The 15,642-nt window shown below is 30.5% G+C and carries 16 protein-coding genes and 3 pseudogenes; 6 read left to right on the plus strand and 13 right to left on the minus strand.

Going from position 1 to position 15,642, the window contains the following annotated elements; genetic code table 11:
* Positions 1–86 precede the first annotated feature (86 nt).
* The 9 genes and pseudogenes from ACZ1HD_RS04315 to ACZ1HD_RS04355 all read right to left on the minus strand — a co-directional run bounded on the left by ACZ1HD_RS04315 (position 87) and on the right by ACZ1HD_RS04355 (position 6,059).
* Positions 87–605 (minus strand): OmpA family protein, encoded by a 519-nt coding sequence (locus ACZ1HD_RS04315; protein ID WP_472689281.1) that lies wholly within the window; start codon positions 603–605, stop codon positions 87–89.
* Positions 560–805, minus strand: coding sequence for a hypothetical protein (locus tag ACZ1HD_RS04320; protein WP_472688724.1), 246 nt, complete (start codon positions 803–805; stop codon positions 560–562). Before ACZ1HD_RS04320 ends, ACZ1HD_RS04315 begins: the two co-directional genes overlap by 46 nt.
* A 242-nt stretch (positions 806–1,047) precedes the next feature.
* A complete protein-coding gene (locus ACZ1HD_RS04325) occupies positions 1,048–1,185 on the minus strand; it encodes a hypothetical protein (protein ID WP_472688725.1) in 138 nt (45 codons plus the stop codon).
* A 119-nt stretch (positions 1,186–1,304) separates the two neighbouring features.
* On the minus strand, positions 1,305–2,207 hold the full coding sequence (locus ACZ1HD_RS04330) for a Ppx/GppA phosphatase family protein (protein ID WP_079738324.1): 903 nt from the start codon (positions 2,205–2,207) through the stop codon (positions 1,305–1,307).
* Between the two features lie 6 nt (positions 2,208–2,213).
* Positions 2,214–2,663 carry a SixA phosphatase family protein gene (locus ACZ1HD_RS04335; RefSeq protein ID WP_472688726.1) on the minus strand — a complete coding sequence of 150 codons (450 nt, stop codon included), beginning with the start codon at positions 2,661–2,663 and terminating at the stop codon, positions 2,214–2,216.
* Positions 2,664–2,735: 72 nt separating this feature from the next.
* A pseudogene (gene pdxH, locus ACZ1HD_RS04340) lies at positions 2,736–3,385 on the minus strand (pyridoxamine 5'-phosphate oxidase).
* 272 nt (positions 3,386–3,657) lie between these two features.
* Positions 3,658–4,041 carry a hypothetical protein gene (locus ACZ1HD_RS04345; RefSeq protein ID WP_472689282.1) on the minus strand — a complete coding sequence of 128 codons (384 nt, stop codon included), beginning with the start codon at positions 4,039–4,041 and terminating at the stop codon, positions 3,658–3,660.
* Positions 3,951–4,628, minus strand: a complete 678-nt coding sequence (locus ACZ1HD_RS04350; protein WP_472688727.1) for an NAD(P)/FAD-dependent oxidoreductase — start codon at positions 4,626–4,628, stop codon at positions 3,951–3,953. The genes ACZ1HD_RS04345 and ACZ1HD_RS04350 overlap by 91 nt, the downstream gene beginning before the upstream one ends.
* Before the next feature lies 1 nt (position 4,629).
* Positions 4,630–6,059: pseudogene (locus tag ACZ1HD_RS04355) on the minus strand (sodium:solute symporter).
* Positions 6,060–6,152: 93 nt separating this feature from the next.
* On the opposite strand from ACZ1HD_RS04355, the gene recR reads away from it, so the two are divergent.
* Complete coding sequence (recR, locus tag ACZ1HD_RS04360; protein WP_340934636.1) at positions 6,153–6,770, plus strand: recombination mediator RecR; 618 nt, start codon at positions 6,153–6,155, stop codon at positions 6,768–6,770.
* Between the two features lies 1 nt (position 6,771).
* On the opposite strand, the gene ACZ1HD_RS04365 is transcribed toward recR, so the two are convergent.
* Genes ACZ1HD_RS04365 through ACZ1HD_RS04380 form a run of 4 tightly spaced genes read right to left on the minus strand, consistent with a single transcriptional unit; the run spans position 6,772 to position 9,797 of the window.
* A complete protein-coding gene (locus ACZ1HD_RS04365; RefSeq protein WP_472688728.1) occupies positions 6,772–7,347 on the minus strand; it encodes a CopD family protein in 576 nt (191 codons plus the stop codon).
* Positions 7,348–7,352: 5 nt separating this feature from the next.
* The gene (gene hemH, locus ACZ1HD_RS04370) at positions 7,353–8,369 is read right to left on the minus strand and encodes a ferrochelatase (protein WP_472688729.1); all 1,017 of its coding nucleotides are present in this window, start codon (positions 8,367–8,369) and stop codon (positions 7,353–7,355) included.
* 29 nt (positions 8,370–8,398) lie between these two features.
* Complete coding sequence (locus ACZ1HD_RS04375; protein ID WP_472688730.1) at positions 8,399–8,905, minus strand: TrmH family RNA methyltransferase; 507 nt, start codon at positions 8,903–8,905, stop codon at positions 8,399–8,401.
* Between the two features lie 7 nt (positions 8,906–8,912).
* On the minus strand, positions 8,913–9,797 hold the full coding sequence (locus tag ACZ1HD_RS04380; protein ID WP_079738330.1) for a helix-turn-helix domain-containing protein: 885 nt from the start codon (positions 9,795–9,797) through the stop codon (positions 8,913–8,915).
* A gap of 204 nt (positions 9,798–10,001) precedes the next feature.
* Here ACZ1HD_RS04380 and hemA point away from each other — a divergent pair, with 204 nt between their 5' ends.
* From hemA to ACZ1HD_RS04405, 5 genes and pseudogenes are all read left to right on the plus strand, one after another.
* A complete protein-coding gene (gene hemA, locus ACZ1HD_RS04385; protein WP_472688731.1) occupies positions 10,002–11,237 on the plus strand; it encodes a glutamyl-tRNA reductase in 1,236 nt (411 codons plus the stop codon).
* A 10-nt stretch (positions 11,238–11,247) separates the two neighbouring features.
* Complete coding sequence (gene hemC / locus ACZ1HD_RS04390; RefSeq protein ID WP_472688732.1) at positions 11,248–12,855, plus strand: hydroxymethylbilane synthase; 1,608 nt, start codon at positions 11,248–11,250, stop codon at positions 12,853–12,855.
* A 69-nt stretch (positions 12,856–12,924) separates the two neighbouring features.
* A complete protein-coding gene (hemB, locus tag ACZ1HD_RS04395) occupies positions 12,925–13,893 on the plus strand; it encodes a porphobilinogen synthase (protein WP_472688733.1) in 969 nt (322 codons plus the stop codon).
* 20 nt (positions 13,894–13,913) lie between these two features.
* Positions 13,914–15,205, plus strand: a pseudogene (hemL, locus tag ACZ1HD_RS04400) (glutamate-1-semialdehyde 2,1-aminomutase).
* Between the two features lie 90 nt (positions 15,206–15,295).
* Positions 15,296–15,586: a four helix bundle protein gene (locus ACZ1HD_RS04405; RefSeq protein ID WP_472689283.1), complete on the plus strand. Its 291-nt coding sequence runs from the start codon at positions 15,296–15,298 to the stop codon at positions 15,584–15,586.
* Positions 15,587–15,642 lie beyond the last annotated feature (56 nt).

A 15,642-nucleotide genomic window follows, 5' to 3' on the forward strand; every position in this document is an offset into this window, starting at 1 on the left:
CCATAAAATAAGTAATTAAAAAACGTATAATAACAAAAAAACCGAAGCATATTGCTTCGGTTTTAACATAGTACTAATACTATTAATTATTTTTGATTTACAACTCTAAAAGTTGTTCTTCTGTTTGCTCTGTGTTCTGCTTCTGTACAAGAAACTCCATCAGCACATCTGTTAGTTAATTTAGATTCACCAAGACCGTTACCAGTTAATTGGCTAGGATTAACACCTTTAGATATTAAGTAGTTTGTAACTGCTTGTGCTCTTCTTTCAGATAAGTTTTGGTTGTTAGCTTTAGTTCCTCTAGAATCTGTATGAGACTCAATTGCAACAGCTACACCGTCTTTTAAGATAGGTAATAATCTTGCGTCGATAATTCTTTTAGCTGCACTAGTTAAAGTAGCACTTCCTAAATTCCAGTTAATTGGTAATGGAGTGTTGTTTACTAATTCACATTCAACTTCTTTCCAAGTAGTTAAACCACCTTTGTTAACTAAAACTTCTTTAGTTACAGTCTTGTATTTAGCAGGAACAGTTACTTCTTCTTGGTAAGCGTCTTTTACTAAAACAATTTTCTTGATAGAACCATAAACAGCAGGTACATCGATAGTTTTAGTTGTAGGACCGAAACCATTACTTTTTTAGTATACGTTTTTTCGTAACCAGGTACAACAGTTTTAGTTGTAGAAGCATCTGATTTTAATACAGTTTGAGATACAGTAACAAACTTTGCAGGAATTGGCTTATAACACCAGTATCTACAATCGTTAGGGTCACTAGATTCACAATCTGGTGCTTTTTCGCTCATTTCCCAAACAGCAGAAGCAGCTTTAGTTTCAATTACTTGAGAATCTGGACTAAAAGTAGCTTTTACAACTCTTAAGCTGTTTGCATCTTCTTTACCTGTATAAGTTACTGTTTTAGTTTCCCAAACACTTGGTACAACAACTAAACGTTGATCTGCTTCTTTAATTAAAACTCTTTCTGTAACAGTTTTGTATGTTGCAGGATAAGTAACTATCTTTTTGTAAGCAGGTGCTACCTCAATTGTTACATCTTCGTTTTTCCAAACTTCTGAGTTTTACAACGTACATAACATTTTCCTGGTTCTGGGTTTGTTGGTAAATCTTGACCGAAAGCTACAGCTCCAATCATTAAGAAAAAACCACTAAGTAATACTTTTTTCATTGTAATTGTTTTAATATTAATGTTCTTTAGTTAAGACTCGTTATTTCTATAAAAGTCACAATAAAGATACAAAATATTAACAATTGTTAAAGAAAAGTTAAAGAAAAGTTAATGTTTTTTTAGGTTAAGGTGTTGTTGTGTAGGCTCTTAATTATTCCGTCTGATAGACCTATTTTTGGTACATAAATTTTTCTTGCACCACTCCATTTCATGGCCGATAAATAAATTTTTGTAGCAGGTATAATAACATCAGCTCTATCTGGATTTAAACTAAGCTCAGAAATTCTTTCATCATAACTCATGTTTTTCAAAAACTGATACTGAGCATTTAAGTAGATAAAAGAAATTGGTTTTCCTTCTGTTCTACCGGACATTTTAAATAGTTTGTTGATGTTTCCTCCAGAACCTATTAAAGAAATTCTTTTTAAATCTTTTGTGTTTTTCTTAATCCATTTTTCTACGTTGGCAAACATTTCTTTGTTTACAGATTTTTTATTATTTAATAAACGAACTGTACCCATTTTAAAAGATTTAGAATTTATAATTTTTCCTTTAGAAAAAACTGTAAATTCGGTACTTCCACCACCAACATCTACATATAAATAAGAATTATCTCCTTCGATTAACTCATTTAAATCTGTAGAAGAAATAATTGCGGCTTCTTCTTTACCGCCAATAATGTCAATTTTTACTCCGGTTTTGTTAAAAATTTCTTTCACAACAACTTCTCCGTTAGAAGCTTCTCTCATGGCAGAAGTAGCACAAGCTTTGTACTTTTCTACACCATGAATATTCATCAGTAATTTAAAAGCCTCCATAGCATTAATCATTCTGCTAATATTTGCATCACTAATAATGCCTTCATTAACAAATACATCTGCACCCAATCGAATTGGAACACGTACCAGAGATGATTTTTTAAACTGAGGTTCTTTGTCATCAGAAATTATTACGTTCGAAATTAATAATCTAATTGCGTTGGAACCAATATCTATAGCTGCGAATTTTTTTATTTCTAACAAAGTACTTTATTTAAGATTTTTAGGAAATTCTACTAAAATTGTTTTACCTCTTCTAATATTTTTCCAGTGTTTTTCTTCAAATTGAATACCTATAACACCACATGTTGTTACATGTGCAATAGGTCTATTTCCAAATTCATTAACAAAAGTATTTATACCATGATCGTGGCTAAATATAATTGCAGAATTAAAACCATCGTCTAGTGCGTTAACAGTTTTTACTAAATAACCATCGCTAAAACTGTAAAGTTGTCTTTTTATTTGAAGATTTGCATGCGGAAAACCAAAGTTTTCGCAAAAAATTACAGCAGTGTGTAATGCTCTGTTAGCACTACTTGTAATAAAAGCATCAGGTTTTTCAATTTTTTTCGTTAAAAATTTAGACATTAAATGAGCGTCTTTAATACCACGCTTTTTTAAGGGCCTATCAATATCTTCAATACCGAGTATTCCCAAGAAGATTTTGCGTGTCTTACTATATAAAGTGTTTTCATTTAAATTTTAGTTGGTTATGGTAAATATAAAAATTTATGGAGCTAATCGTTCAATTTTCCAAGAAAAATCTTTTTCTAGACTATATCTTATTCTATCGTGAAGCCTATTTGGTCTACCTTGCCAAAATTCTATAGAGATTGGTTTTACCAAATATCCGCCCCAATGTTTTGGTCTATTTATTTCTTTACCTTCAAATTTCTTTTCAAAAGATTTTAAATTATCTTCTAATGTTTTTCTAGAGTTAACAACACTACTTTGGTTAGATGCCCATGCACCAAGCTTACTGCCGTCTCGGTCTTGATTCGAAATAACCATCAGATAAGTTTTCGATTTGTTTTTCTGCAACTCCTTTAATTATAATTTGTTGTTCTAATGCTGGCCAAAAAAACGATAAACAAATGTTATTATTAGCTTCTATTGCTTTTCCTTTTTCTGATGTGTAATTTGTATAAAAAACAAAACCTTCCCAAGTAAATTTCTTTAATAAGACAATTCTGTTTTTAGGAAAACCATCTTTACCAATCGTAGAAACATTCATGGCATTGGTTTCTTCTACAGTATTTGATTCATCTGCATTTTTAAACCAAGTTTGAAATAATTCCATTGGATTTTCACGGGCAATTATTTTCTAATAACTCTTCCTTTTCGTAGGATTTTCTGTAATTTGATAAGTCTTTAGACATTTAAAAAAAGTTTAATTATGTAAAAATACTGAATAATTTAAGTACAATGTTAAATTAAGAGCTCAATTTATTTAAGTAATTAGCTAAAGAAACTCCATTGCTAACACAACCTTGAATTAAATAACCGCCTGTTGGTGCATCCCAATTTAGCATTTCGCCGATACAAAATTGATTTTTTAAGACGTTTAATTCTCCGTGTTTATTAATAGCGGTTAAACAAATGCCACCAACAGAAGAAATGGCTTTGTCTAAAGAGTTTGTAGCTACTATTTCTAATGGGAATTTTTTAATTTTTTTGAAAGAACATCAGAGTTTAAATAGTCTTCTTTACTTAGGTTGTTTTTTAATAAATCGATTACTGCGCTGTTTAATTTTAATTCTTTTTTTAAAATTTGAGTAGTGTTTTTAGAAAGAGCATTTTTAATTTTAAAGCTTACTTTTTCTAGATCAAAAATCGGTTTAAAATCAATATAAATTATTGCTTTATGGTTAGCGTTTAATTGGTTTCTAATTTGCGGACTTAAGCCATAGATTCCATTTCCTTCTAAGCCAAATTTTGTAATTACTACTTCACCCTTTTGTTTTTTTGAATCACAATAAATCTCAATATTTTTAAGTGGTTTTCCTTCATTTTTTTCAAAAACTCTGATTCCCAGTTAATTTTAAAAGCACAATTTGAAGCTTCAAACGGTACTGTTTTAATTCCTTTGGATTGAAATACATCAAGCCAATTTCCATCCGATCCTGTAACCTTCCAACTCGCGCCACCTAGAGCAAAAACGGTAAAGTCAGATTTTATTTGTTTATCATTAATTATGATGTTGTTTTCAATATCCCAAGTCGAAAAACAATGACTGAACTTCAATTGAACTCCTTTGTTTTCTAAATATTTTAAAATAGTATTTAGAACTTCTATCGGTTTAATACCTTCTTTTGGATACACTCTTTTACTACTTCCAATATAAGTTGGAATTCCTATTTTTAATAAACAATCTCTAAAGTTTTGATTTGTAAAATTTGTAATTGATTCTTTTAGAAAATTGGTTGGTGTATATTTTTCTGTAAATTTTTCTAAGGATTCTGAATGTGTTAAGTTAAAACCGCCTTTACCAGCAACTAAAAACTTTCTGCCAGCTGTTTTATTTTTTTCGTAAATAGTAACATCGTATTTTTCAAGATCTAAAAAAGCAGCTAAAAATATAGCTGATGGTCCGCTACCAATTATCGAAATGGACTTTTTCATGTTATTTTTTCTTAAAAAAGTACAATCCTAAGAAAGTTATAAATCCGTTTAAGATTAATAGAGAAAAATCAAAATCAAAATTAAAATATTCTAAGGATAAATAATTAACCAAATAGGTTAGAAAAGGAGAGGCTAAACAAATAAGTGGCACCATTTTATCTTTTACTTTAATGCTTGTAAAAAGACCAAAGGCATATAAGCCTAATAATGGGCCATAAGTATAGTTTGCAAACGTAAATATTTTAGCAATAACACTTGCATCAGCAATAAAATATTTAAAAACTAAAATGGTTGCTATTAAAATTAAAGAAAAAGTATGTGTATTTTTTTCTGGTTTTTTCTTGTTTTGCTTTGTCTTTTTCTTTGTCAATTTCTAAAATATCAATGCTAAAAGAAGTTGTTAAAGATGTTAGAGCAGAATCTGCGCTAGAGTATGCCGCGGCAATTAAACCTAAAAGGAAAAAGATTGCAGTTGCTAAACCTAAAGAACCTTTAGTTGCAATTATAGGAAAAAGCTCGTCTTTGTGTGCGTCAATTCCGTTAGATTTTGCATAATCTGTAAGTAAAACACCCAATGCTAAAAAGAAAAAGTTAACGATAACAAGTACAATTGTAAACCAAAACATGTTTTTTTGAGCATCTTTTAGGTTTCTGCAGGTTAAGTTTTTTTGCATCATATCTTGGTCTAAACCTGTCATAACTATAGAGATAAATGCACCTGCTAAAAATCGTTTCAGAAATAATTACCTGCATTTACATCTTCAAAAAAGAACGTTTTAGAAAGTTCGTTGTCTGCTACATATGCAAAAAGATTACCAATTTCCATTTCATCAGAAATCGTATAAATACAAACACCAACAGCAATTAACATAAATAAAGTTTGTAATGTATCTGTCCATACAATTGTTTTTATACCTCCTTTAAAGGTGTACAACCATATTAAAAGTATGGTGATTGAAACTGTAACCCAAAACGGAACGCCATAACTATCAAACAACAACAATTGTAAAACATTAGCAACTAAAAAAAGTCTAAAAGCGGCACCAATAGTTCTAGATAACAAAAAAAACTAGCACCGGTTTTGTATGAGCTTTTACCAAATCGATCTTCTAAATAAGTGTAAATAGAGGTTAGGTTTAACTTGTAGTACAATGGTAATAAAACCAAACCAATAACAGCATAACCAACAATATAGCCCAAAACCATTTGAAAATAACTCATGTTTTGACCTTCTACCCAACCCGGAACAGAAATAAATGTAACACCAGAAAGTGATGCGCCTATCATACCAAAAGCGACCAAATACCAAGGTGATGAATTATTTGCTTTAAAAAAGGTTTTATTGTCTGCAGATTTACCTGTGATGTAAGAAATAAGAATTAAAACAGTAAAATATGCAACAATTAATAAGATGATATATTCGGGTTTCATTTTAGTTTTTATTTGATTACGAATATATGTTTTTTAGCAGTCTTTTTTCTTTTTTATTGATTCTTTTCTATTGAAAGAGTTAAATTTGCAGTTATGGATTTTTCTTCGAAATTACTAGAGAATGCGGTAAATGAAGTTTCTAGATTACCAGGAATTGGTAAAAGAACTGCATTGCGTTTAGTGTTACATTTATTAAAGCAACCATCAGAAAATACAAAATATTTATCTGAAGCTCTTTTGCATCTTAGAAATGATGTAAAAACTTGTGAAAAATGCCATAATATTTCTGATACTGTTTTGTGTGATATTTGCCAAAATCCGAAGAGAAACCCGGAGATTGTTTGTGTAGTAGAGGATATAAGAGATGTAATGGCTATTGAAAGTACAGCTCAGTTTAAAGGATTGTACCATGTTTTAGGCGGTAAAATATCTCCTATCGAAGGCATTGGGCCGCAGAATTTACAAATAGAATCTTTAATAAATAAAGTGAGTAGCGGAGAAATTAAAGAATTAATTTTTGCACTAAGTTCTACAATGGAAGGTGATACAACTAACTTTTATATTTTTAAGCAAATAGAACAGTTTGAAATTACAACAAGTACTATTGCACGTGGAATTTCTGTTGGTGACGAATTAGAATATGCAGATGAGGTTACATTAGGAAGATCTATTTTAAATAGAATTCCGTTCGAGCAAAGTATAAGAGGTTAAGTTAATCTTTGTCTAAAACCTCTTTTTCTGCTCTTTCCCAAGATTTTTTCTCTCTAATTTTTTTGTATAATTTAATACCAAGCATCATTAAAATTCCGAAAAGAATAATTCCTATAACTCCCCAAATCCAATTTATTGCACTTTTAACGGTTACTAAAAATACGACTGCAAATAAAATTATAGTTGATATTTCGTTAAATATTCGCAATCTGAAAGCAGAATATTTTACAATATCTTTTTGAAGTTTTTTAAATATTGAATGACAAAAACCATGGTAAAAATACAAAGCAAGAACAAATGCTAGTTTAACCAACATCCAAGGTTCGGATAAATAAGTAGGATTTTCTATAAGCATCCAAAAAGCAAAAGTACTTGCTAAAATTGCAGAAGGCCATGTGATTATATACCACAACCTTTTGGTCATTAATTTGTACTGAGTTTGCAAAATAGATTTTGCAGGTTCTAATTTATTTTCTGCTTCTGTTTGATAAATAAACAATCTCGGAATATAAAATAAACCTGCAAACCAAGTTACTACAAAAATGATATGTAATGCTTTAACGTAAAGAAAATCCATATAAATTATTTGTTTTTCCAATCATTTATCCAAGAAACCATAACATCTACCCAATCATCATTGTCGTTCATACAAGGTATGTGTTTGTAATCTGTACCGCCAGCTTCTAAAAATTCTTCTTTACCTTCCATGGCAATTTCTTCTAAAGTTTCTAAACAATCAGCAACAAAAGCGGGTGTAATTACAGCAAGTTTCTTTTTACCAATTGTTGGAAATTTTTCTAATTCGAAATCTGTGTAAGGTTTTAACCAAGGATCTTTTAATAATCGAGATTGAAATGAATTGCTATGATTTGTTTCGTCCAAACCTAATTCTTTAGCAATTGCTTTTGTAGTTTCAAAACATTGATGTCTATAACAAGTATGATGCGCTACAGAATTTCGTTCGCAACAAGAACCATCTATTTTACAATGACTGTTTGTTGGGTCAGATTTTTTGATGTGACGTTCTCGAATTCCGTGGTACGAAAATAAAACATGATCATAATCGAAACCTTTTAAATGATTTGCAATATTATTGCTCATTGCTTTTATATAATCTGGTTTGTTGTAAAACGGTGGTAAAGTATCTAATTTTACCTGCGGATATTTCTCTGCAATAATTTCTTCTGCTAAAACAACAACAGTTTCGTAAGAAGACATTGCGTAATGCGGATATAAAGGAACCAACATAATTTCTGTTACACCTTTATCAACCAGGTTTTTAATCCCTTTTTCCATAGACATAGAACCATAGCGCATTGCTAATTCTACAGGAATATCTACTTTTTTGGCAACTTTTTTAGTAAACCTTTCAGAAATTACAACTAATGGAGAACCTTCTTTCCACCAAATTTTTTTGTAAGCTGCACCTGATTTTTTTGGTCTAATTTTTAAGATAATTCCTTTAATAAGAATCCAGCGTTTCCAAAAAGGAATATCAATTACACGCTCGTCCATTAAAAATTCTCCTAAATATTTTTTTACATCTTTTGTATCCGTAGAATCTGGTGACCCTAAATTGTTTAATAAAATACCTTTCATTTATATATGCTTCAAAAGTGGTTGTTTACTTATTTTTTTGATATTTGATTGGTAACTTCATATAAAGTTATCGCTAAACTATGTATTACATTCATGCTAGAGTTTCTGCCAAACATTGGTATTGCAACAGTTTTATCTACTAAGTTTATATTTTCGATACCGTTTCTTTCGCTACCCAAAAGTAATACGATTTTTTCGTGATTTTTAAAATTAAAATCTTGAATATCGATACTTTTATCAGTAATTTCTATACCAATAATTGTGTTACCAGCTGCTTTTAATTCAGAAATTAATGTTTCGAAATTTGTGTAAGCTTCGTGTTGTATTTGGTTAAGAGTATTTCTAGCAGTTTTTTTTACGATTCTATTTTCTGTAGTTGGTGAGTTTTCATGAAAATATATTTTCTCTACACCAAAACTTTCAGAAATACGAAAACACATTCCAATATTTTCTCGAGTTCTAATGGCATCACATACAATTGTTATAGGAAATTGTTGTTGCTTGTTCTCGATGTCGTAATGTGTAAGTTGTTCCAAATTATAATTATTTATTTAAACTCATTACATATTTTTTTGGTGTTGTACCAAATTTCTTTTTAAAAGCGGCAATAAAATGGCTTGCGGTACTGTAACCAACCTGCGAGCCAACTTCATTTACATTATACTTATTAGATTCTAATAATTTTCTTGCGTGTTCCATTTTATAGTCGAATAAAAAACTATACACTGTATCGCCATAAATTTGTTTAAAGCCTTCTTTTAATTTTTTTAAATTCAAACCAATTTCAGTTGCTAGTTCTTGCAAGCTTGGTGGTTCAGACATTCTAGAAATTATAATATCTTTTGCTTTTCTAATTTTAATAACATTTTGTTCGTCAACTAAAAACGGGCAATATTCTGCATCTGTACTTTCTTCTTTTTGAAAATGAAGACTTAGTAACTCGTAAATTTTTCCTTTTACGTATAATTGCCTAATAGAACTATTTATGTTCGAGTTGATGATTTGTTGCAAAACAATAGAAACTGTTGGTTTGATTTCTGTATCGTCGTAAAATTTTCGATTGCTGTTTTCGTCACTTAAAAAAGGAATATAACCTGATTCTTTAGAGAATAAAGAGTGAAATTTTTCAATAGAAATTAATAAAGAAACCAATGTTGTTTTTGGTTGAATTTCTAAATTAATAGGTAGTGTTCTCTGCGGATTGTATAAAAGTATAGATCGATTGTCTAAAACATCAAAAGTATAATCGCCAGAATTAAATAGAAATTTAGAATTACCGCGTAAACAGAAGTGCATTTGTATAAATGTACTATCAATATCTCTTTCAAAATTGATTGCATTTTTGCTTTCGTTCTGAAAATGAAGAACATAAAACCCTTTTTCTAGGTTTATTTCATCAAAAGAACTTTCTCCGACATTTTTAAACATAATTTTCTTAAATATTGAAACTCCTTTTATTTAGAATCATTCTATATAAAAAATGTTTAATTACTTGTTAACACTACAAAAATAAGGATTTTAGAATGTTTTTTAATAATAAAAGCATTAAAAAACACAGAACGTTATTAAAAGTTCTTTAAGCGATACTTTTTTTGATTGCTCTTTTTATTTTTGCATCATCTTTTACAATTTATGAAGGAATTAGGACAAGTACATTTTTACAATATTGGTGTAAGTTATAAAAAGGCAGATGCAGAAATGCGTGGTAAATTTTCTGTATCCAAAGAAAATCAAGCCGCACTTTTAAATGCAGCTAAAGAAAGAGGTATAAAATCTATCTTTATAATTTCTACATGCAATAGAACAGAAATTTTTGGTTTTGCCAATAGACCTTGTCTTCTTATAGAATTGCTTTGTGATTTTTCTGAAGGTACTGTTAAAGAATTTAATGCTATTTGTAATATCAATAAAGATCAAGAGGCAATTAGCCACTTATTTAGGATTGGTACAGGTTTAGAAAGTCAGATTTTAGGAGATTATGAAATTGTTGGTCAATTAAGACAATCTTTTAAATTGGCAAAACAATTAAAAACTACAGATGCTTATATAGAGAGACTTGTAAATTCTGTTTTGCAAGCAAGTAAACGTGTAAAAAACGATACAAAGTTAAGTTCCGGTACAACATCAGTTTCTTATGCTGCAGTGCAATACATTATTAAGAATTTACCAGATTACAATTCTAAAAATATTTTAGTTTTCGGTTTGGGTAAAATGGGAAAACATACTTGTAAAAACTTAGCAGAATATACGCAGAATAAACAGGTTAGTTTAATTAATAGAACCGAAGAAAAAACAGATGCTTTTGTAAAAGAGCATGCTTCTATTCGTAAATCTATTATCGAAAACTTAACAGAAGAGGTTGCAAATGCAGATGTAATTATTGTATCTACAGGTGCAGATAAGCCAACAATTACAAAAGAACATATTGTAAATAAAAAAGAAACTTTAATCTTAGATTTATCGATGCCAGAAAATGTGGCAAAAGATGTTTTAGAGGTTAAAGGTGTTTCTTTAGTGAATGTAGATGAACTTTCTAAAATTACTGATGAAACTTTAGCTGTTCGTCAACAAGAAATTCCGTTTGCAAAAGAAATTATAGAAACTCACAAGGCAGAATTTAATAGTTGGTTAAACCATAGAAGGTTTACCCCAGCAATTGCTGCGTTAAAAGAATCTTTAGAAGTTATTAAGAAAGATGAAATTAATTTTCAGAAAAAGAAAATTATAAATTTTGATGAAAATCAGGCAGAAATCTTAACTTCGAGATTTATACAAAAAATTACTACACAGTTTGTTAAGCATTTAAAAGATGAAGAAACTTCTGTTTCAGAAAGTATAGAAGTTATTCAAAAAGTGTTTCAATCATAATTAAAACTCCATGCAAAAAATAATAAGAATAGGTACTCGCGATAGCCAATTAGCGCTTTGGCAAGCAAATAAAGTACGCAAAGAATTAGAGGAATTAGGTTATGAAGCTGTTTTGGTTCCAATAAAATCTACAGGAGATATTGTTTTAGATAAGCCTCTGTACGAATTGGGAATTACAGGTATTTTTACTAAAAATTTAGATATTGCTATGTTAAATGGCGATATTGATATTGCAGTACATTCTTTAAAAGATGTACCTACAGCATTGCCAGAAGGTATTGTGCAAGCCGCAGTTTTAAAGCGTGCAAACTATACAGATATTTTGGTTTTAAAAGATACTGAAGAGTTTTTTGGTCAACCAAACGGAGTAATTGCAACTGGAAGTTTACGTAGAAAAGCACAATGGTTAAATCGTTACCCTACACATTCGGTAGAAGATTTAAGAGGAAATGTAAATACGCGTTTAGAAAAACTTAGAACTAGCGAGACTTGGAACGGAGCTGTTTTTGCAGCTGCTGGTTTAGAGCGATTAGGTTTAAGAGATAAAGGTGCAATACCATTAACTTGGATGATTCCTGCACCAGCTCAAGGTGCAATTATGATTGCTGCTTTAGAAAACGATACATATGTAATAGATGCTTGCGAGCAACTAAATCATCATGAAACTAAGGTTTGTGTTGGTATAGAGCGTGAGTTTTTAAGATTGCTAGAAGGTGGTTGTACAGCGCCAATAGGTGCTTTAGCGTATGTTGATGATAAAACGGGCGAAATTAATTTTAAAGGAATTTTATTAAAAAGAGACGGTTCTAAAAAAATTACAGTAACCAAAACTGCAAAAATTGGAAGTCATAAATTTTTAGCAAAAGATTGCGCCGATTATGTAATAAATAGAGGTGGTAAAGAATTAATGCAAGAAGATGAAGGTAAAGACGATTCGATTGCGAAAGTTTATTCAACTAAAAAATTATCGGAATTACAAAAAGAAAATCTTTCTTCTGCGATAGGTATAGAAGATAGTGATTTCATAAAAATAAGATTTAATAGAATTTCACCAAAAGTAGTTAAGCATTCGCATGAAAACGTTGCAATTACTAGTCAAAATGGTGTAGAAGCTATTTTAAACTCTTTTACCAAAGAAGAATTAGATTTTAAAAATATCTATTGTGTTGGTAGAAGAACAAAGAAGTTAATAGAAAAAAGAATAGGAAAAGTAACGCACGTTGCTAAAAATGCTTTAAAACTTGCAGAATATATCTCTAAAGAAACAGAGGTAAAAGAAATTACTTATTTCTGTAGCGACGTAAGATTAGATGTTTTTCCTACCTATTTGCAAGCACATGAAATTGTTGTGAACGAAGTAGAAGCTTACAAGACAATGTTAAGTCCGGTTAAGATTTCTGATGAATTTTCTGGGGTTTTGTTTTATAGTCCTTCAGGAATAAACAGTTATTTAGAAGTAAATTCTAAAGACAAAACAGCATTTTGTATTGGAGAAACTACTGCAGTAGAAGCTAGAAAGCATTTCGAAAATGTACAAGTTGCTAATTTGCCAAGTGTAGATAGCGTTTTAGAATTGGTAAATAGCCATTATGCCGGAGAAGAAACTTCTTCAAATTAATTAATGACAAATAGCATTCAATAATAATTATTTCGTCAGTTTTCTTCGAAATAACTAAAGTTAGTATACATGTTTAGAACGAGAAGATTAAGAAAAACAGAAGGTATTAGAAGATTAGTTAGAGAAACTAAACTCTCTGTAGACGATTTTATTTATCCACTTTTTATAGAAGAAGGAGAAAACATAGAAACAGAAATTGTTTCTATGCCCGGAATCAAGCGTTTTTCTTTAGATAGAATTTCAAAAGAATTAGATGAGGTAGTTTCTTTAAATATACCTGCGGTTCTTTTGTTTGGAATTCCATCAGAAAAAGATGATGAAGGTACAGAAACATGGAATGATGACGGAATTATGCAAAAAGCAATTCGTTTTATCAAGAAAAATTACCCAAGTTTATATGTAATTACAGATGTTTGTTTTTGTGAATATACTTCTCATGGTCACTGCGGAATTATACATGACAATGATGTAGATAATGATGCAACTTTGGTAAACCTTGCTAAACAAGTAATTTCTCATGCAAAAGCAGGTGTAGATATGGTTGCGCCTTCCGGTATGATGGATGGAACAATAGATATGATTCGACAGTCTTTAGATAATGCCGGTTTTACTAATTTACCAATTATGGGATATTCTGTAAAATATGCGTCAGCTTTTTATGGTCCTTTTAGAGATGCGGCAGATTCTGCACCTACATTTGGTGATAGAAGAACGTATCAAATGGATCCTTCTAACAGAGATGAAGGAATGCGAGAAGCTACTTTTGATGATCAAGAAGGAGCCGATATTTTAATGGTAAAACCCGCACTTTCTTATTTAGATATTATTAGAGATTTAAAAAACAATTTCGATAGACCAATTGCATGTTATAATGTAAGCGGAGAATATGCAATGGTTAAAGCTGCTGCAGAAAAAGGTTGGATTGACGGAGAAAAAGTGATGATGGAAAGTCTGTTGTCTATGAAAAGGGCAGGTGCAGATATAATTATTACTTATTTTGCTAAAGAAGCGGCAAGAATATTAAAGACTAACAACTAAAGACTAATAACTGGTAAAGTATGAGCTTTAAAAAATCACAAAAATTATATAAAAAGGGTTTAAAAAACCTTGTAGGTGCAGTAAATTCTCCTGTAAGAGCATTTTCTTCTGTTGGCGGAAATCCGTTGTTTATTAAAAAAGCAAAAGGAACTAGAATTACAGATGTTGACGGAAATGAATATGTAGATTTAGTACTTTCTTACGGGCCAATGATATTAGGTCACAGACATAAAAAAGTGCAAAAAGGTGTTGATAAAGCTTTAAAGAACGGTTATTCTTTTGGTGCATCAACAGAGGCAGAAATAAAATTAGCAAAAATTGTTTGTGATGCTTTTCCGGAAATGGACAAAGTTCGTTTTGTAAACTCCGGTACAGAAGCTGTTTTAAGCGGAATTCGTTTAGCAAGAGCATTTACAGGAAAAGATAAAATTATTAAGTTTTCTGGTTGTTATCATGGGCATCAAGATGCATTATTAGTTGCAGCAGGTTCTGGTTTGGCAACGTTAAGTTTACCAGGTTCTAAAGGTGTGCCGAAGGTGCGGTAAAAAATACATTAATAGCAGAATATAATAATTTAGAAAGTGTAAAAAAACACTTTGAAGAGCACGATGATATTGCCGGTGTAATCATAGAACCAATCGGTGGTAATATGGGAGTTGTAATTCCGCAAAATAATTTCTTAAAAGAATTAAAAGAATTTTTAGAAACCAAAGGAGCGTTGCTAATTGCTGATGAAGTAATGACCGGTTTTCGTTCTAAATTTGGTGGCGCACAAGAATTATTAGGTGTTACAGCAGATATTACGTGTTTAGGTAAAGTAATTGGCGGAGGTTTTCCTGTTGGTGCTTATGGTGCAAGAAACGAAATCATGGAAAATGTTGCGCCGTTAGGAGGAATGTATCAAGCAGGTACTTTATCCGGAAATCCGATAGCTATGGCTGGTGGAATAGCAACTTTAACAGAGTTGAAAAAACAAAATCCGTATGAAAAGTTCGAAGAAGTTGGTGCGATAATAGAAGTGATTTTATTGGAAACAGCTAAGAAATACAACGTAGATTTAACTGTAAATAGATTTGGTTCTATGTTAAATCCGTTCTTTACAAAAACGAAAGTTACAAATTTTGAAGAAGCTCAAACTTCTGATACAGAAAAGTTTGGTGTTTTCTTTTGGGAAATGATAAAAAATGGAGTGTTTTTACCTCCAAGTCAATTTGAAGCTTGGTTTTTATCATCAGCATTAAAAGACAAGGATATAAAAATAATAGCAAATGCAACTGACAAGGCTATGAAAAAAGTAGCCGATAGCTTTTAGCTATTTGCTTTTAGTAGAGAATTTATGAGAAATTTTAGAAAATTAAAGATTTAGGAACAAGGAATTGTTATTGTCAAAGAAATTTATAAAATAGCTCAAAAATTACCTTCTGATGAAAAGTTTGGATTGAAAAGTCAAATTACAAGGGCTGCCGTTTCAATTCCATCAAATATAGCCGAAGGATCTAGTAGAAATAGTGTAGTTGAATTTAAACGATTTTTAGAAATTGCGATAGGTTCGCTTTTTGAGGTTGAAACTCAACTTATAATAATTCAAGAATTAGAATTAATAGAATCAGAAGAATTAAAGATCATTTTTGAACTTATAGAAAAAGAAGGCAAGATGATTAACGGATTAATAAATACAATAAAGAATAGCTAAAAGCCAAAGCCAAAAGCTAAAAGCTAATAGCCAAAAGCTATAAAATGATAAAAAAC

It is taken from the genome of Polaribacter sp. HA6-7 (genome assembly GCF_055693625.1).

Coding starts and splice junctions, on each gene's coding strand:
- ACZ1HD_RS04320 (WP_472688724.1), bottom strand. CDS start 805: ATGAGCGAAAAAGCACCAGATTGTGAATCTAGTGACCCTAACGATTGT.
- ACZ1HD_RS04325 (WP_472688725.1), bottom strand. CDS start 1,185: ATGAAAAAAGTATTACTTAGTGGTTTTTTCTTAATGATTGGAGCTGTA.
- ACZ1HD_RS04350 (WP_472688727.1), bottom strand. CDS start 4,628: ATGAAAAAGTCCATTTCGATAATTGGTAGCGGACCATCAGCTATATTT.
- recR (WP_340934636.1), top strand. CDS start 6,153: ATGGATTTTTCTTCGAAATTACTAGAGAATGCGGTAAATGAAGTTTCT.
- ACZ1HD_RS04365 (WP_472688728.1), bottom strand. CDS start 7,347: ATGGATTTTCTTTACGTTAAAGCATTACATATCATTTTTGTAGTAACT.
- hemH (WP_472688729.1), bottom strand. CDS start 8,369: ATGAAAGGTATTTTATTAAACAATTTAGGGTCACCAGATTCTACGGAT.
- ACZ1HD_RS04380 (WP_079738330.1), bottom strand. CDS start 9,797: ATGTTTAAAAATGTCGGAGAAAGTTCTTTTGATGAAATAAACCTAGAA.
- hemA (WP_472688731.1), top strand. CDS start 10,002: ATGAAGGAATTAGGACAAGTACATTTTTACAATATTGGTGTAAGTTAT.
- hemC (WP_472688732.1), top strand. CDS start 11,248: ATGCAAAAAATAATAAGAATAGGTACTCGCGATAGCCAATTAGCGCTT.
- hemB (WP_472688733.1), top strand. CDS start 12,925: ATGTTTAGAACGAGAAGATTAAGAAAAACAGAAGGTATTAGAAGATTA.